This is a genomic window from Xanthomonas sp. WHRI 7945 (assembly GCF_035026585.1).
The window spans coordinates 59558-76621 of record NZ_JAYIQP010000007.1; the positions used below are offsets into that span (position 1 = coordinate 59558).

13 protein-coding genes are annotated in these 17064 nt (G+C 69.8%); 3 read left to right on the forward strand and 10 right to left on the reverse strand.

Annotated features, from left to right (window positions below; translation table 11 throughout):
• Positions 1-165 precede the first annotated feature (165 nt).
• Positions 166-2994: a bifunctional [glutamate--ammonia ligase]-adenylyl-L-tyrosine phosphorylase/[glutamate--ammonia-ligase] adenylyltransferase gene (glnE, locus tag VDQ83_RS07730; protein ID WP_455434455.1), complete on the forward strand. Its 2829-nt coding sequence runs from the start codon at positions 166-168 to the stop codon at positions 2992-2994.
• A gap of 90 nt (positions 2995-3084) precedes the next feature.
• Here the strand turns inward: glnE and VDQ83_RS07735 are convergent, their stop codons facing one another.
• The 5 genes from VDQ83_RS07735 to VDQ83_RS07755 form a co-directional block, all read right to left on the reverse strand.
• Positions 3085-3312, reverse strand: coding sequence for a hypothetical protein (locus VDQ83_RS07735; protein WP_455434456.1), 228 nt, complete (start codon positions 3310-3312; stop codon positions 3085-3087).
• A 306-nt stretch (positions 3313-3618) separates the two neighbouring features.
• Entirely contained in the window at positions 3619-4212 is a 594-nt protein-coding gene (locus tag VDQ83_RS07740; RefSeq protein ID WP_455434457.1) for a queuosine precursor transporter, read from the reverse strand.
• A gap of 306 nt (positions 4213-4518) precedes the next feature.
• Entirely contained in the window at positions 4519-5631 is a 1113-nt protein-coding gene (locus VDQ83_RS07745) for a glycerophosphodiester phosphodiesterase (RefSeq protein ID WP_455434458.1), read from the reverse strand.
• A gap of 41 nt (positions 5632-5672) precedes the next feature.
• Positions 5673-7997 carry a TonB-dependent receptor gene (locus tag VDQ83_RS07750; RefSeq protein WP_455434459.1) on the reverse strand — a complete coding sequence of 775 codons (2325 nt, stop codon included), beginning with the start codon at positions 7995-7997 and terminating at the stop codon, positions 5673-5675.
• A 999-nt stretch (positions 7998-8996) separates the two neighbouring features.
• Entirely contained in the window at positions 8997-9968 is a 972-nt protein-coding gene (locus VDQ83_RS07755) for a mitochondrial fission ELM1 family protein (RefSeq protein WP_455434460.1), read from the reverse strand.
• 127 nt (positions 9969-10095) lie between these two features.
• On the opposite strand from VDQ83_RS07755, the gene VDQ83_RS07760 reads away from it, so the two are divergent.
• Together VDQ83_RS07760 and VDQ83_RS07765 are read left to right on the forward strand one after the other, a co-directional pair.
• Positions 10096-10686, forward strand: a complete 591-nt coding sequence (locus tag VDQ83_RS07760; protein WP_309918664.1) for a malonic semialdehyde reductase — start codon at positions 10096-10098, stop codon at positions 10684-10686.
• A gap of 89 nt (positions 10687-10775) precedes the next feature.
• Positions 10776-11414, forward strand: a complete 639-nt coding sequence (locus VDQ83_RS07765) for a YceI family protein (RefSeq protein WP_309918667.1) — start codon at positions 10776-10778, stop codon at positions 11412-11414.
• 339 nt (positions 11415-11753) lie between these two features.
• On the opposite strand, the gene VDQ83_RS07770 is transcribed toward VDQ83_RS07765, so the two are convergent.
• The 5 genes from VDQ83_RS07770 to VDQ83_RS07790 all read right to left on the reverse strand — a co-directional run bounded on the left by VDQ83_RS07770 (position 11754) and on the right by VDQ83_RS07790 (position 16820).
• Positions 11754-12545, reverse strand: coding sequence for a siderophore-interacting protein (locus VDQ83_RS07770; protein WP_455434461.1), 792 nt, complete (start codon positions 12543-12545; stop codon positions 11754-11756).
• Positions 12546-12623: 78 nt separating this feature from the next.
• Positions 12624-13184 (reverse strand): PadR family transcriptional regulator, encoded by a 561-nt coding sequence (locus VDQ83_RS07775; protein ID WP_455434462.1) that lies wholly within the window; start codon positions 13182-13184, stop codon positions 12624-12626.
• Positions 13185-14092: 908 nt separating this feature from the next.
• A complete protein-coding gene (locus VDQ83_RS07780; RefSeq protein ID WP_263396973.1) occupies positions 14093-14479 on the reverse strand; it encodes an STAS domain-containing protein in 387 nt (128 codons plus the stop codon).
• The gene (locus VDQ83_RS07785) at positions 14476-14916 is read right to left on the reverse strand and encodes an ATP-binding protein (protein ID WP_455434463.1); all 441 of its coding nucleotides are present in this window, start codon (positions 14914-14916) and stop codon (positions 14476-14478) included. Before VDQ83_RS07785 ends, VDQ83_RS07780 begins: the two co-directional genes overlap by 4 nt.
• Positions 14913-16820 carry a SpoIIE family protein phosphatase gene (locus VDQ83_RS07790; RefSeq protein ID WP_455434550.1) on the reverse strand — a complete coding sequence of 636 codons (1908 nt, stop codon included), beginning with the start codon at positions 16818-16820 and terminating at the stop codon, positions 14913-14915. The genes VDQ83_RS07785 and VDQ83_RS07790 overlap by 4 nt, the downstream gene beginning before the upstream one ends.
• Positions 16821-17064: the final 244 nt, after the last annotated feature.

Genomic DNA, 17064 nt, shown 5'->3' on the forward strand with positions numbered 1-17064 from the left:
TTTTGCCTGGAGTTTGGCCGAGCCGAAGACGCCAGACCGTCTTTTAAGACAAGACCAGGCAATGGCGCCGAACGCACGCGGCGCGGCCTCGAATCCTGAGCGCAAACATCGTCCGGTGACATGCGGCCCCTGTCTGCGGGCGCGCCGGGATGCCAGAATCGGCGGATGCCTGCGCCTTCCCTGCTTGTTCCCGACATCCTGCAACCCGTGCTGGACCGCAACCTGGCGCGCCTGCGCCAAGCCGTCGGTACCTTGCCCTGGCCCGACCGTCCGGGCCTCGACGCCGACCTGCAGCGCGCCGTGCTGGCCAGCGAGTTCCTGCTCGACACGCTGTGCCGGCAACCGACGCTGCTCGCGCACCTGGCGCAGTCCGATCCGCCGCCGTTGCCGCCGCCGCTGCTGGACCCGGCGCAGCCGGCGCAATGGCCGGCGCAACTGCGCCGCCATCGCGCCGCCGCGTCGGCGCGGCTGGTGTGGCGCGACGTGCTGGGCCTGGACGATGTCGACGCGACCCTGGCCGGCAGCACGCAGCTGGCCGAGACTTGCCTGGACCTGGCGCTGCAGGCGCTGGAAGGCGAGTTCGCCACCCGCCACGGCGTGGTCCGCGCCGCCGACGGCAGCGCGCAGCGGCTGGTGGTGTTCGGCCTGGGCAAGCTCGGCGGCGGCGAACTGAATTTTTCCTCGGACGTGGACCTGGTCTACGCCTATCCGCAGGGCGGCGAGTCCGACGGCGCACGCCCGCTCGCCGCCGAGGAATATTTCGCGCGCCTCGGCCAGCGCCTGGCGCGGCTGCTGGACGAGACCACCGCCGACGGTTTCTCGCACCGCGTGGACCTGCGCCTGCGGCCGTTCGGCACCGCAGGGCGGGTGGCGCTGTCGTTCGCCGGCATGGACCACTACTTCCAGCGCGAAGGCCGCGACTGGGAGCGCTATGCGTGGCTGAAGGCGCGCGCGGTGGCCGGCGACATCGCCGCCGGCGAGGACTGGCTGCAGACCCTGCGCCCGTTCGTGTACCGGCGCTATCTCGACTTCACCGCGCTCGACGGGCTGCGCGAGATGAAGGCGGCGATCACCGCCGAGGTCGCGCGCCACGATCGCTTGGACGACATCAAGCGCGGCCCCGGCGGCATCCGCGAGATCGAATTCCTGGTGCAGTCGCTGCAGTTGATCCGCGGCGGCCGCGAGCCGGCGCTGCGCGAGCGCCGCTTGCTGCCGGCGCTGCAGGCGTTGGTCGCCGGCGGCCAGGTCGCGGCCGCGGATGGCGCCGCGCTGGCCCACGCGTACCGCTTTCTGCGCCAGGTCGAGAACCGCCTGCAGATGCTGCGCGACGCGCAGACCCATGCGCTGCCGGAAGACCCGCTGGACCGGGCACGCATCGCGCTCGGCCTCGGCTACGCCGACTGGGCGCAGCTGTATGCCGCGTTGCAGGTGCAGCGCGACCGCGTCGCCGCCGAATTCGCCGAGCTGCTGGCGCCGCGGGTGCAGGCCGCGGCGCCGGATGCGCTGGCCAGCTACTGGCGCGGCCTGCCGCACGAGGCCGGCTCCCAGGTACTGGCCGCGGCCGGGTTCGCCGATGCCGACGGCGCCGACCAGGCACTGCGCGGTTTCGTGCAGTCGCTCGGCGTGCGCACGCTGTCGGACGCTGCGCGCGCGCGCCTGGACCGGGTGCTGCCGGCGCTGCTGCATGCCGCCACGCGCTCGCCGCAGGCCGACGCCGCGCTGCACCGCGTGCTCGGCCTGCTGCAGGCGATCCTGCGCCGCGCCAGCTACCTGGCGCTGCTCGACGAACAGCCCAGCGCGCTGGCGCGGCTGGTCGACGTGCTGGCGCGCAGCGCGTTCCTGTCCGAACGCCTGGCCGCGTATCCGCTGCTGCTCGACGAATTGCTCGACAGCCGCGTCGCCGGGCCGATGCCGGATCGGGCGGCGATGCAGCGGCTGTGCGACAGCGCGGTCGCCGCCGCCGGCGACGATCCGGAAGCCGCGCTGCGCGGCCTCAACGAAGCGCGCCAGGCCTTGAGTTTCCGCATCGCGCTGGCCGCGCTGGACCGGCGCCAGCCGGCGGTGCGCAGCGCCCGCCAACTCGCGGAACTGGCCGAGGGCGTGGTGCTGACGGTGCTGCGTCTGGCCCGCGCCGAACTGGCCGCGGCCCATGGCGAGGTGCCCGGCGGCAGCTTCGCGATCATCGGCTACGGCAGCCTCGGCGGCATCGAACTGGGCATCGGCTCGGACCTGGACCTGGTGTTCCTGTACGACCACGCCGCCGGCGTGGAGGCCTCGGACGGCGCGCGCCCGCTGGAGAGCGGACGCTGGTTCGCGCGGCTGGCGCAGAAGGTGATCGCCCTGCTCGGCGCGGTCACCGGCGGCGGCCGCCTGTACGACATCGACGTGCGCCTGCGCCCGGACGGCGGCAAGGGCGCGCTGGTGTCGTCGCTGGCCAGCTACACCGAATACCAGCGCGAGCGTGCCTGGACCTGGGAGCACCAGGCACTGGTGCGCGCGCGCGGCGTGGCCGGCGACGCCGACCTGCTGCAACGCTTCGAGCAGGTGCGGGCGCAGACCCTGGCACGCCCGCGCGAGGCTGCGCAGTTGCGCGAGGAAGTGCTGAAGATGCGCGCACGCATGCGTGCCGAACTGGACCGCAGCGATGCGGCGCGTTTCGACCTGAAGCAGGGCGCCGGCGGCCTGGTCGACCTGGAGTTCCTGCTGCAGGCCGGTGTGCTGCTCGGCGCCGCGCAGCATCCCGAGCTGACCCAGCCGCGCGATACGCCGGCGCTGATCGACGCCTTGGCGGCCAGCGCTTGGTTCGATGCGCCGACCGTCGCCACGTTGCATGACGCACACGCGACCCTGGTCGACGCCGGCCTGGCCTGCACGCTGGATCGGCGCCCGCGGCTGACCGCGAGCACCGAGGCGATCGCGCACGCACGCGCGGCGATCACCGCCGCGGCGCAGGCCAAGGAGTTGGCGTTCGAGCCGGGGCGCAGCGGACGATAGCGCGGCTGGCCCGCCGACGGTGCGCCGGATCCCACCCGGCCTGCCCGGAAGTGGATGGCATGCCCCTTAGGCGAACATGGGGCGTGCCCGTCATCTGGGGTTGACTCGCTTTTTGAGCCAAAGCGCCCTGATGAGCGTGAGCACAAGCAGAAGAAAGCCGCAGAGTCCTTGCAGTAATTCCGGCCAGCCGGGGCCGAGGTCGCATGCGGCCGCAATTTTCTGCCAAAGAACGTCTGCGGAAAGCGCATTCAGAAGCGAGGCGAGCAATAACGGAAGAAGCAGTGGATCGCGGAGCATGCGCCTGTAGTTCGATGTCATCTGTCTTCGCTTCCTTTCGTTTGTGAGGTGGCCGATTCGCGTCCGAGTCGTGGCGCCGTCGATGCGTCGCGGAGAAGAATTCGAAGCGTGTATTGGGTCCGAGTCACGTGCGCGTCCGCACGTAGCGGCGTTGTTCGATCCGTCGTACTGGCGCGGCGACGATGTTGCCGACGTCGGCCTGGCGTGGCGAGTGCCGACGGGTCGGTCCATTGGCGTTTGCGTGGCTGCGCGTTGCCAGGCCGGGACGTCGCGCAAACGCCGGGGTGCCTGATTCCATGGCGGCCGCCAAGCGGATCGCGGTTCGCCCTAACGCGGCGGCGCGCGCGTGGCCGATGCATTGTCGGCGGCCGGCGGGGCGGTCCGCCACAGCAGCGCGCGGAACGGCGCCAGCAGGAACACGCCGATGCCCAGCTTCACCGCCAGGTCGCCGGCGGCCCAGCTGACCCACGGCAGCGCCGAACCGGCGAAGGCGATCGACCAGAAGATCGCCGTGTCCAGCGTCGCGCTGCAGGTGGTGGCGACGATCGGCGCGCGCCACCAGCGGCCGCGGCGCAGGCGGTCGAACACGGTGATGTCCAGCAGCTGCGCGGCGATGAACGCCAGGCACGAGGCGGCGGCGATGCGCGGGGTGGCGATCCAGATCGACAGCAGCACCGCCAGCGCGAAGCCGCACCAGGCCACGCGCCGTGCCGCGCGCGGACCGAAGCGGCGATTGATCAGGTTGCTGACCAGGAACGCCACCGGATAGCTGAAGGCACCCCAGGTCAGCCAATCGTTGATCGGGAACTGCACCAGCACGTTCGACAGCAGCACCACCGCGCCCATCGCCAGCACCGCCAGCAGCAGGGCGCGCGGGGTCAGCGCGGCGAAGGTCGGCGATGGCGAGGATGGTTGGTTCACGGGCGGCGGCGCTAGGGCGAGGCGAAGCGGCGCATTATCGCGATGCGGCGGCGTCGCGGCCAGCGCGGTGTGCCGCGGACCGCGGATGCGCCCTGTAGATGCTTCCTGTAGGAGCGGCTTCAGCCGCGACAGGATCTTGCTGGTGAAGCCCGGTCGCGGCTGAAGCCGCTCCTACAGAAGAAGCGATCCTTGCGAATCCTTGAGCCCTTCTGTGGGAGCGACTTCAGTCACGACGGGCTTTCCCGATAGAGCCCGTCGCGACTGAAGTCGCTCCCACAGGATCGCTAGGTGTCCCTGCAGAGCGCTTCAGCGCTCGCGCGACACCGCCGTCCCATCCACTGCCGCACGACCCACCGCCGGGTCGTCGGTGAAGAACCCATCGACGCCTGCGGCAATGAACGCGCGCATCTCGGCGATGCTGCCATCGGCATTCACCGCCGCCGGACCGCGCGCGTCCTGCAATTGCTTGGGCAGGAAATAGTTCTCCGGACGGAACGTGTACGGCACCACCTGCAGCCCGGCCGCATGCGCGTCGGCGACGAAGGCGGTGGGCGCGGACAGCGCGCCGTCTGTATCGACCGGGATGATGGCGCGCAGGCTGGGACTGACCAGCTGCGCATACTTGGCGATCGCGCGCAGGCCCTGCGCGCTGCCCATCTGCGCATAGGTCGGGCCGTCGCGCAGCTGGTCGCCCGGGCGTTCCTCCGGGTCGCCCAGCAACTGCACCAGGCGCACGTTCGGATGGGTGTCGCCGAGCTTGCGGTGCAGCGACTGCAGGTTGCCGATCTCGAACGACTGCACCACCACCGGTGCGCTGCGCGTGTACGCATGCGCGTCCAGCGTGGCCAGCAGCTTGTCTTCCATCGCCAGGCCCAGCGACTGGAAATAGGTGCCGTGCTTGATCTCCGGGATCAGTCCGATCGGGTGCCCGCGCGTGGCCGATTCGGCCGCGGCGAAATCGATGATCTCGTCGAAGGTGAGCAACTGGAACTGCCCGTCGAACGCGGTGCCGCGCAGTTGCGGCAGGCGCTCGCGCGCGCGCAGCGTCTTCAGCTCGGCCAGGGTGAAGTCTTCGGTGAACCAGCCTTCCACCTGCTGCCCGTCGATGGTCTTGCGCGTCTTGCGCGCGGCGAACTGCGGATGCGCGGCGACATCGGTGGTGGCGCCGATCTCGTTCTCGTGGCGCGCCACCAGCGCACCGTCCTTGGTCGAGACCAGGTCCGGCTCGATGAAATCGGCGCCGTCGGCGATGGCCTTGGCATACGCCGCCAGCGTGTGCTCCGGGCGCAGCGCGCTGGCGCCGCGGTGACCGATCACCAGCGGCTTGTGCGGACCCGCAGCCGCGGCGTTTTCGGCCGCGGCGGCCAGCGACGACAGCGCCATCGAACATCCCAGCAACCAGACAATCGGTTTCATCATCGCATGCGTTCCGGAGCGAAGTGGCGACAGGATGCGCGCGTTCAGAAGCGCGCGTCCAGGGTCAGGAACACCTGCCGTGGCGCGCTGGCGTGGAACGCCAGCGAACGCCCGTTCGGGTCGCTGTTGCTGAAGGCGGTGAGGTTGGAGGCGTAGCGCTTGTCGGTGAGGTTGGTCACGTTGAGCGACAGCTTCAGGTCCTGCAGGAACGACACCGCGCCGAAGTCGTAGCCGGTGCCGGCGTCGAACGCGGTGTAGCCGCCGAAGCCCTGGTCGTTGGTGTAGGTGTAGTAGCGCTGGCCGGTGTACTTGCCGCGCAGGTTCGCGTTCCAGCCGTTGTAGTTCCAGCTGATCTCGCTGGTGAACATGCGCTTGGGCGTGTCCACCGTGTACTTGCCGGCGGTCGGAATGGTCACGCCGTTCTGCACGTAGTTGTCGTCGTAGGTGGAGCGGTTGATCGAGGCCGAGTTGTACCACTGCAGGTGCGCGGTCGGCTTCCAGATGAAGGTCAGCTCGCCGCCGCGGCTGCTGACCGAGCCGACGTTGAAGAAGCGCGTGGTGCACGCCGGGGTGGTGCCCTGCTGGATGCTCGGGCAGGGGTTGAGCGAGAGCAGGCGGTTGTCGAAGGTGACGTCGTAGCCGACCAGCGAGGCCTCGAACTGGTCGCGCACCAGGCGGTAGCCGGCTTCGAAGGTCTTGGACTTCTCCGGCTCCAGCGCGCCTGCGCTGGCATCGAACGAGGCCTGCGTGACCAGCAGCGGGCCGCCGGCGCCGCCGCCCTGGAACGCGGCGATGTTTTCGGCGTAGGAGGCGAACAGTTCCTGGCCTTCGGCCAGGCGGTAGCTCACGCCCACCTGCGGCAGCAGCGCCTCACTCGCCTTCAGTGTGCCGTTGGCGACCGGCGCTTCGACCGCGATCCCCGGCGTCTCGCGCGCGGTCATCGTGGTGTGCGGGCTCTTCACGCCCAGGTCCAGGGTCAGGCGTTCGTCGAGCAGCTTGAAGGTGCCCTGCAGGTAGGCCTGCTTGGTGGTGATCGTGTAGTCCTGCGAGAACAGCCGGCGGTCCGGGCCGCTGAGGAAAAGGTCGTCGTCGATCGGGCCATCGATCCAGTAGAAGTTGCGCTCCACGTGGTGCTTGTTGCGCTCGTACCACACGCCGGCTTCCAGGTGATGCGGGCCCAGGTCCCAGCCCAGCGAGGCGATGCCGCCGGTGCGGTTGATCGTGTAGTTGGTGCTGCGGATCGAGATCGGCAGCGCCTGCGGCGTGCCCGGGTTCGAGGCCTGGCCCGGCGACCACCAATGGCCCTGGCCTTCGTTCTCGTGGTGGTAGACCTGGGTGTGCACGCTCACCGTGTCCGAGGGCTGGAAGTCGCCGGCCAGGTAGTACAGGTCGTCGTTGCGCAGCGCGCGGCTCTGGTAGTACGCGTCGTCGATGTTGTCCACGCCGCCGCTGTAGGCGCAGCGGCTGGCGTCGCGGGTGGCCGGCGCGCAGTAGGCCGCGGCCAGCGCACGCTGCCAGTCCGGCGCGTACAGGTTCCAGTCCCAGCCCAGGCCGCGGCGCATGCCGCTCTTAGACAGATAGGCGTAGTCGGCCTGCGAGGTGCGCGAGGTATCGACGAAGGCAGTGATCTTGCCGCCGTCGAACTGGTACACGCCCTTGCCGTTGAACTGCGCGGTGCTGGTCGGCGAGTCCGGCTTGGCCCACATGTCGGCGCTGGCGTAGATGCCGGACAGGTAGGCGGAGAAGCCGTTGTGCTCGCCGGTGTCCAGGCGCAGGTAGGTGCGGCGGTTGGCGTCCGAGCCCACGGTCTGCGACAGGCGCACGCCGGTTTCGGTGGCCGGATCGTCCGAGAAGTACTGCACGGTGCCGCCGAGGTTGCTGGTGGAGGCGGTGCCCAGGCTGCCGATGCCCGAGGCCAGTTCCACCCCGCCGAAGTTCTCGGCGATCAGCGCGCGACTGATGTTCAGGCCGTTGTAGTTGCCGTAGGCGTTGTCGCCCAACGGCAGGCCGTCGAGCGTATAGCCCAGGCGCGTGCCGTTGAAGCCGCGCAGGCTCACCGTCTGCGATTCCTCGTTGGCGCCGAACGCGTCGTTGGACTGCACGTTGACGCCGGGGATGCGGTTGAGCAGCTTCTGGATGCTGGTGCCCGGCGGCAGCACCGGCACGTCCTGACGGGTGATGCGCTGCACCTGGCGGGTCTCGCCCTGGCCGATCACCGACACCGCGTCGAGTTGCTGCACGCTACCGGTGCCTGTGTCGGTGTCGGCCGAGGCGGCATCGGCCGCGGCCGGATCGGCATCGGCGGCCTGGGCGGCGAAGGACGACAGGACGAGCGCCAGCGCGGCGGCGAGCGGGTAGGGACGGGGCATCGGGCGATTCCATGGCAACGGGGGAGGAGAGGAATCGGCCCGGCGCGGGACCGTTCGTGCGAGCGGCAGCGATGGCGAGGCGGCGCCGATTCCAGAAGCCAGGGTGTTGCCGAACTGTTAACGGCAGATGCAACGCTGCTGACACTGCGGTGACAGTGGCCGCGAATGCGACGGCGTTTGCCGTGTGCAGCGCATGTGCGTGCGTTTGTCTCTGTGGTGTTGGAAGTGCATGCCGTGTTGCGTGGAGCGACAAGGCGAGCGGCGGAGATCGCGTTTGCGCCACTATCGTGGCTGCTGGCCGAAGCCACCGAACACCGCCTGCAGTGCACGTACCAACGCCGGCAGAGCTCCTGTAGGAGCGGCTTCAGCCGCGACGCTTTCTCCAGCTCGATCGATCCGATCGTTTCATTTTCCGGTCGCGGCTGAAGCCGCTCCTACAAAGGTATTTGGCGATGCGGGGGCCAAGGTTCCGCTCGTCGGGACTGAAGTCCCTCCCACAAAAAAGCAGGATGCCTTGTAGGCCACTGTAGGAGCGGCTTCAGCCGCGACGCTTTCTCAACTCGATCGATCCGACCGTTTCATTTTCCGGTCGCGGCTGAAGCCGCTCCTACACGGGCACTTGGCGATGCGGGAGCCAAGGTGTCGCTCGTCGGGACTGAAGTTCCTCCCACAAAAAGCAGGACACCTTGTAAGCCACTGTAGGAGCGGCTTCAGCCGCGACGCTTTTCTCCAGCTCGATCGATCCGACTGTTTCATTTTCCTGTCGCGGCTGAAGCCGCTCCTACACGGGTACTTGGCGATGCGGCAACCAAGGTGCCACTCGTCGGGACTGAAGTCCCTCCCACAGTGCATCCAGGACGCCGGCCGCAATTCCTTTGTGGGAGCGACTTCAGTCGCTACGAACGAAGCGGTGTCCCTGACGGATCCGGAACAAGTCGGATGCCCCCATCCGGTGGTGCATGCACAGCGTCTCGCCGCAGCGGACGAACGGAGCGGGCGTTACGCCTCGTCCAGGCCCAGCATCGCGCGCAGCTGCGTGGCGATGCGCGCCGTCTCGCGCAGTGGCGTACAGGCAGCGCCGATGTCGCCGGGCACCGTTTCGTCCAGGCGGCCGCGCGCGCGCAGGGCTGCATGAAAATCGCGCGCCCGGCCGCGTGCCAGCGCCGGCATCGCTACGCGCACCGGCACCCGCGTCGCGCACGCCTCCGACAGCAGGTTCACCGAATCGGGCGTGCAGACGACGCGGTCGGCCCAGCCCAGCATGCCGGCGTACGGGTTCGGGCCATCGTCCTCGCCGCACCAGACCAGCCCCGGCACGCCGGCGAACGCGCTGCGCAGCGCGGCGGCCACCGCGGGTGGGGTGCGCCGCGAGGTGCTGGCGAGCACGCTGCCGCCGCTGTCGCGCAACTGCGCGGCCAGTTGCCTGAACAGCGCCGACGCCGCGTCGGCGGTCCATGGCGCAAGCGCGGCGGGACCGCCGACCAGCATCGCAGTGCGCGGCGACGGCAGCGCGCCGAACGCCGGGAACGCCGCGCGCGCAGTGGCCAGCCAGGCATCGTCGACCGGATGCAGGCTGCCCAGCAGGGTGAGGACGTTGTCGCCACGCAGGCGATCGTGGTCGGGCACCACCACCACGTCCCAGTGCCGCGGCGGCAGGCGCGGATCCAGCACCTGCACCACGCGGCTGCCGCGCGCGCGCAGCAGCCGCGTCGCCAATGCCGCCTGGCGGCCGCAGCCGATCGCCAGTGCCGGCGGTTGCCGCAGCAGGTCGGCAAAGCCCGGGCCGTAGGCGTGCGCCGCGCCGGGCAGCCGCCGCGGCGCCAGCCAGCGCCAGGGCATGTGCGGGTGCAATACCAGCGCCGCGGCGGGCGTCGCCGCGTCCCCGGCCAGCGCGGCGGCCAGCGCCTCGGCCTGGCGCGCATTGCCGGCGCGACCATCGCTAATCGCCCAGAGCGCGCCCGATCGTTTCACGTTTGGTAGTAATCCGTTGCATTGCGGCTGGGTGTTGCGGCTATCGTGCCACTCTACACTGGCCGTCTTGCGCCGAGACCGCCCCCTGGGGCGCCGGCGTCCCACTGAAGACAAAAGGAATGCCCGCATGTCCGACGCCCTGCACGACGCTGCCCTGGATCAGCTGTTCCGTACCGCCCGCACCCAGAACGCCTTCCGCGACACGCCGGTCGGCGAAGACACCCTGCGCGCCCTCTACGACCTGCTGAAGTGGGGCCCGACCGCAGCCAACGGCAGCCCGGCGCGTTTCGTGTTCGTGACCTCGGCCGCGGGCAAGGAGAAGCTCAAGCCCACGCTGTCCGAAGGCAACCTGGCCAAGACCATGGCCGCGCCGGTGACGGTGATCGTCGCCCACGACGAAGACTTCCATGAGAAGCTGCCGTACCTGTTCCCGCACGCCGATGCCAAGAGCTGGTTCGACGGCCCGCGCGAAGGCCGCAGCGAATCGGCGTTCCGCAACGGCTCGCTGCAGGGCGCCTACCTGATCCTGGCCGCGCGTTCGCTGGGCCTGGATGCCGGCCCGATGTCGGGCTTCGACAACGCCAAGGTCGATGCGGCATTCTTCGCCGGCACCGCGATCAAGTCCAACTTCCTGGTCAACCTCGGCTATGGCGATCCCACCGGCCTGTTCCCGCGCCTGCCACGGCTGAGTTTCGACGAGGCCGCGCGCATCGAGTAAGCCGCAACAGTTCCGCTTCATCCTCACACCGCTGTACCTGCGCTTGCCGCAGTTTCCCAACCACCGATTTTCCCAGGAGCTTCTCGCCCATGAACAAGACCCGCAAACTGCTGCTTCCGCTCGCCCTGGCGCTGGCCGTCGTCGTCGCCCAGCCGGCCACCACCGCCTTCGCCGCGCCGGCCGCCGCAGCCGCCACCGCGATCAAGGGCGCCACCGGCACCTACAAGCTGGACCCGACCCACACCGACGTGCTGGTGCAGTGGAACCACCTCGGCTTCTCCAACCCCACCGCGCACTTCGGCGACGTCGACGGCACCCTGGTCTACAACGCCGAGAACGTGGGCAAGTCCAGTGTCCAGGTGACCCTGCCGCTGTCCGGCCTCAACAGCTTCACCGCCAAGTTCGACGAACACCTGAAGAGCGGCGACTTCTTCGACGCCGCCAAGTTCCCGACCGCCACCTTCAAGAGCACCAAGGTGAGCGCGGCCGGCACCAACAAGCTGAGCGTGGCCGGCGACCTGACCATCAAGGGCGTCACCAAGCCGGTGGTGCTGGCGGTGACCCTTAACGGCGCCGGCCCGCATCCGATGAAGAAGGTGCCGGCGCTGGGCTTCGATGCCTCCACCACGATCAAGCGCAGCGACTTCGGCCTGGGCGCGTACGTGCCCAACGTCAGCGACGAGGTCAAGATCCGCATCACCACCGAGGCGCTGCAGGACGCGAAGTAAGCCTCGCGCTGTGGTGAAAGCGGCGGCCTGAACCGGGCCGTCGCTTTCGATGAAAACGCCCGCCATCCGGCGGGCGTTTCCGTGTGTGCCCTCGCGGCGCGACCTGTCGGCGCCGCTGGCGGGAGTGCGCGGTGCCCGCGCGCAGCCGAGGGTGATTCGCTGCCTGCAGTCGGGACTGAAGTCCCTCCCACAGGGGGCGATGCGTTTTGTGGGAGGGACTTCAGTCCCGACGCGGGACATCTCGGCTGCTGCATCACCGCCCAGGCGATCCGGAACCGCCCCTGCACATCGCCATGCAGGCTGCGGCAAAACAACGGCACCCACATTGAGCGCCCAAGCCTACGCCTGCTCCTCGCGCCCCGACTTCCAATACCCTGTCGCGCGGATCCAGTCCCTGGGCACGTTGAGGCGGCCTTCGACGAACTTGCGCATCATCCGGGCGCGTGCCGATTCGCAGGCGATCCAGTAGAACGCGTCGCCGTCCGGTGCCTCGAAATCGCGCAGCGCGTCTTCCAGCAACTGGCTGCTCAGCATGGGCACGCCATTGCGCTCCAGCCAGGTAATGTCGACCTGCGCGCGCGACGGCAGCGCCTGCCGATCGGCGCCGCCGGCGATCTCGATCAGCGCGTGCACCCGGGCGCTGGGCGGCAGTTCCTCCAGCCAGCGGCCGATCGCCGGCAGCGCGGTCTCGTCGCCGATCAGCACGTAGGCGTCGTAGTCGTCGGCCACGACGAACGAGCCGCGTGGGCCGCCGACCACCAGCGGATCGCCCGGGTTGGCGCGTGCCGCCCAGCGGCAGGCCGGGCCGTCGCCGTGCAGCACGAAATCCAGGGTCAGCTCCTGCGCCGCCGCGTCGTAGTGGCGGGGCGTGTAGTCGCGCGCCGGCGAGGGCGCGGCGTCGACCGGGTAGACCGGGCCGCCGTCGGTCATCGTCGGCAGCACGAACGCGCCGTCGGCGTTGGGGAAGAACAGCTTGACGTGATCGTCGGGACCGGCGCTGACGAAGCCGTCCAGCTCCGGGCCGCCGACGACGATGCGGCGCATGTGCGGGGTCAGCGGCTGGGTGCGCAGCACCTGCAGCTGGCGCATCTTCAGTGGATGGCGCAGCAGGCGGTTTTCATGGGGGGTCATGCGAAATCCTTTTGGGAAAGGGCAGCGGCGCGGTGCGCCTGCATAGAAGAAGGAAAGGCGGTAGGGCGCGGGCAGGTTTCAGTCATCGCCGTCGCGCTCCATGCCGTCGGCGGCCTGCGTCAGCAGCTGCGCGACGCGGGCGACTTCGGCCTCGCTCCAGCGGCCGTGGCGCGCCAGCAAGGCGTGCTTGATCCGGCGCATAGCCTCGCGCACCGGCGCCGGCACGTTGGCACGCACCAGCGCGCGGGCGCTGTGATGGGTGCGTTCCACTGCCGCATCCAGCTGCGCGCGTTGCGCCTGCACGAAGGCGCGGCCGTCGGCGGTGATCGCGTAGCGCTTGCGCCCCGCATCGGCGTCGGCCTGCACCAGGCCCTGCGCCTCCAGTTGCGCCAGGGTCGGGTAGACGGTGCCGGCGCTGGGCGTGTACAGGCCATGGAACAGGTCGGCGACCGCGCGGATCAACTCGTAGCCGTGGCGCGGCTGGGTCTCGATCATCGCCAGCAGCAGCAGGCGCAGGTCGCCGTGGCCGAGTGGGCGCCCGCCACGCCCGCCGCTGCGGCCATGCGGGCCGCGGCCGGGGCTGTCCTCGTCGAACAGGCGGTGCGGGTGGCGGTGGCTGGAATCGGTCGGGCGCGGCATCGTTTCGATATGTCTAAGTGTTGCGAAACGATATATCGAATCTAAGCTGTGGGCAAGGCGCGGGCGGCGGGTGGAGCGAATGGAATGGGCGCGCGTTCAGCCAGGGATGCTTACCGATGCGGCGTGTTCGGGGCGGTCGCGAGGTCGGTTGGTCGCGTCGCGACTGAAGTCGCTCCCACAAGAAGCGTGCGGTCTGGCGCCATACCCAGGAGATGAGGCGTCGCCTTGTGAGCGGCTGGCGCGACGCATTCTGTGGGAGCGACTTCGGTCGCGACGCGGGAAGGTTGGCAGCCGGCTCCGGAAACCGGTCGCGTGTATCGCGCGCTTGTAGATCCTGTCGGGGCTGAAGCCCCTCCTACAGAAGCGGGCGCAAGGATCCACCAAGCGCCCTCTGTAGGAGCGGCTTCAGCCGCGACAAGGTGTCCACTCGGTCGACCGGCTTCAGTTCCCCTGTCGAGTCGAATAGGCTTCGTTTGCTGTCGGGCTGAAGTCCCTCCCACAGTGCAGCAAGCCAGCACTCCGAACGCATGCCTGTGGGAGCGACTCCAGTCGCGACGCGGAGTGGGTCAGCAGCCGGCTCCGGAGGCTGTCGGCGCTGAAGTTCCTCTCAACAGTGCACCGAGCCAGCGCTTCGGATGCCTCCTTGTGGGAGCGACTTCAGTCGCGCCGCGTGTGGCGTACATATCGCGCGCGTGCAGATCCGGTCGGGGCTGAAGCCCCTCCTACAGAAGCGATGCGCGCTCCAGCAGATACCCCTGTAGGAGCGGCTTCAGCCGCGACAAGGTTTGATGCCCGGCCGACCGGCTTCAGCTCCCTGTCCAATCGATCGGCTTCAGAAGCAGTCTGGACTGAAGCCCCTCTTACAGTTCACCCAGCAGCCCACGACACAGCCGAACACCACGCCCAATTCAGCCGCCATCGCCATCCTCAAGCACCCTGCGCTGCATCTCGTCCAGGTACTCGTCCAGCTCCTGCACCGAGGTGAAGATCTCGTTCAACGGCACCGCCTTGACCACGTCGAACACCTTGCGGATCTGCGGTTGCGGGTTGACCACCAGCACCCGGCCCTCGCGCGTGGCCAGCACCTTGCGCGCCTTGAAGATCGAGCGGATGCCGGCGCTGCTGATGTAGTCCAGGTGCGACAGGTCCAGCACCAAGGTAGTGATCTGCGTGGCCAGCAGCGGCGCCAGCGCCTCGTCCAGTGCCTGATAGGTGTGCGTGTCCAGGCGCCCGCTGAGGGTGATGCGCTGGCGCCTGTCTTGTGTCGGTTCGATCTGCAGGCTCAACGTGGTCATGCGGGGAACTCCTGGGGGATGGGGTCGAAGGGTTGCAGCAAGGTGATGCGCACGACGTTGCGGCCGGCGTCGTGACGGTAGTCGATGTGGTCGGCCAGCTGCCGCACCAGGTGCAGGCCGAGGCCGCCGATCGGGCGCTCGGCAATGTCCGCGTCCAGGTCCGGCATTGGTGCGCTGCGCAGGTCGAAGGCCGGGCCGCTGTCATGGAATTCCAGCACCAGCGCGCCGCTGTCCACCTGCAAGGTCACCTCCACCGGCGGCTGTTCGCCGCTCAGGTGGCCGTGCTCGAGCGTGTTGCAGGCCAGTTCCTCCACGATCAGACGCGCCCGGTGCACGTGCTCCAGCACCACGCCGTGGCGCAGCAGCGCGGCTTCCAGTGCGTCGCTCAGCTGCGCCAGCGTGTCCAGCGCCGGCACCATCTGCAGCCGTAGTTTCATGTGCTTGCCTCCCGCGTCGGGTCCTGGCGCAACCGGATCGCCAGCAACGTAATGTCGTCGGACTGCGGTGCGCCTGCGGTGAATGCGTGCACATCGGCCAGCACCCGCGCGCATTGCGCCTGCGCATCGATGCCCGGCCGCAGCGCCGCCAGCAACCGCGCTTCGCCGTATGCCTGGTCCTGCGCGTCCATCGCTTCGGTGATGCCGTCGGTGTAGCTCAGCAGCGTGGCGCCGGCGGCCAGGCGCCCGCGCACCACCGGGTAGCGGGTCTGCGGCTCGATCCCCAGCGGCGGGCCCGATTCCACCGCCAGCAGCTGCACGTGGCCGTCGGCGCCGAGCAGCACCGGCGGATCGTGGCCGGCGCTGGACAGCCAGTAGTCGCCGCTGTGCACGTCGATCAGCCCGCACAGCACGGTGGCGAACATGCAGGTGTCGTTGCCGTCCACCATGCGCTGCGAGGCCGCGATCAGGATCGCGTCCGGCCGGGTGTGGCGGCGCGCGGCCACTTCCAGCACGGTCATCGCCCGCGCCATGAACAGCGCCGCCGGCACGCCCTTGTCGGACACGTCGCCGACCACGAACCACAGCAGCCCCGGCTCGGTCTCGAAGAACTGGTAGAAATCCCCGCCCACCATCGTCGCCGGCTCCAGCAGCGCGTAGGTTTCCAGGTGCTTGTGCGCGCTGTCGAAGGTGCGCCCGTCCGGCAGCATCGCCTGCTGGATGTCGCGCGCGATCGACAGCTCGCTCTGCATCCGCTGCCGCGCCTGCGCCAGCGTGGCGATCTCCTCCAGCTGCAGCTTGATCGAGCCGCGCGCGCGGTCGAACGCGCGCGCCATCACCCCCACCTCGTCCTGCCGCTCCACGTGCCGCAGCGGGTAGTCGAACTCGCCCTGGCTGAAGTGTCCCGCCGAGTTGGTCAGGTCCTCGATCGGCCTCGCCAGCCGCACCGTGTAGCGGCGCAGCAGCCACAGCCACAGCAGCAGCGCGGTGCCGCCGCCCAGCCCCACCCACAGCGCGATGCGGTTGAGCCCGGCCACGATGTAGCGCTCGGACACGGTCAGCGCGAAGGTCCAGCCGGTGTCGCCGACCGCCGCGCTCTGGGTCAGGTAGCGCTCGCCGTCGGGCGCGGTGTGGGAAAAGCGCACCGGCCGGTGCGCGGCCACGGCGGCGGCCAGCGGCGACAGGTCCGGCCGCGCGCGCGCCACGTGCGCCTCCAGGGTGCGGCGGAAGCGCAGCGCCGGGTCCGGATGCAGCACGAACAGCCCGTCCGGCGACAGCAGCATCGGCTGCAGCCCGGCGCTGGCCGGCAGCTCGCCGACGATGGTCTGCAACCGCTTCAGCGGCACGTCCACGCTGACCATGCCGATCGCCGGCGCCCCCGTATCGTCGCCGGGCAGGCGCAGCGGCAGGTTGTAGGTGGTGAGGAAATCGCCGCCGGTGGAGGCGTCGCTGTACGGCTCGGACCACCACGGCGCCGACGCCGCCAGCGTGCGCCGGTACCAGGGCATGCTGCGGTAGTCGAAGCCCAGCGCCTCGGCCGGCTGCTCGATGATCTTGCCGCGCGTGCGCCGCAGGTGCCAGGCGAAGCCGCGGTCGTCGCCCTTCAGCGCGCCCGGCTCGATCACCAGCAGCGCCCCGGCGATGTCCGGGTCACCCTCCAGCGTGGCGTGCAGCAGGCTGCGCAGGTTGAACGGCTGGCGCCCGACCCCGGACGCGCCGGCGGCCAGGGTGCGGCCGCTCACCTGCACCGAGCCCAGCGTCGCGTCCAGGCTGCGCGCGGTCTGCTGGGCCAGCCCGGCCACTTCCTCGCGCGCGTTGCGCACCACCACCTGGCGCGCGCCCAGGTAGAACAGCAGCGCCAGGCCCAGCAGCAGCGCCACCTGGATCAGGCTGCCCCACAGCATCAGCCGGGTGCGCAGGCTGTGCCGCCAGGCGACCGCGGAAGCGTCCTGCACGGAGGATAGGGCGGCGATGGCGGCGCTCCGCGGGAGTCGGCCACGATCATAAGCGCAGCCGCGCTCCGCCGCGCATCCGTGTCCCGCGCTGACCCGGGCCAATGTGACAGTCCGTTCCATACGCTGGCGTACGAGGTCCGGCGGGGCGGTTGCGCTACACTTGGAGGCTTCGAAAAACACATGCAATCGCGCG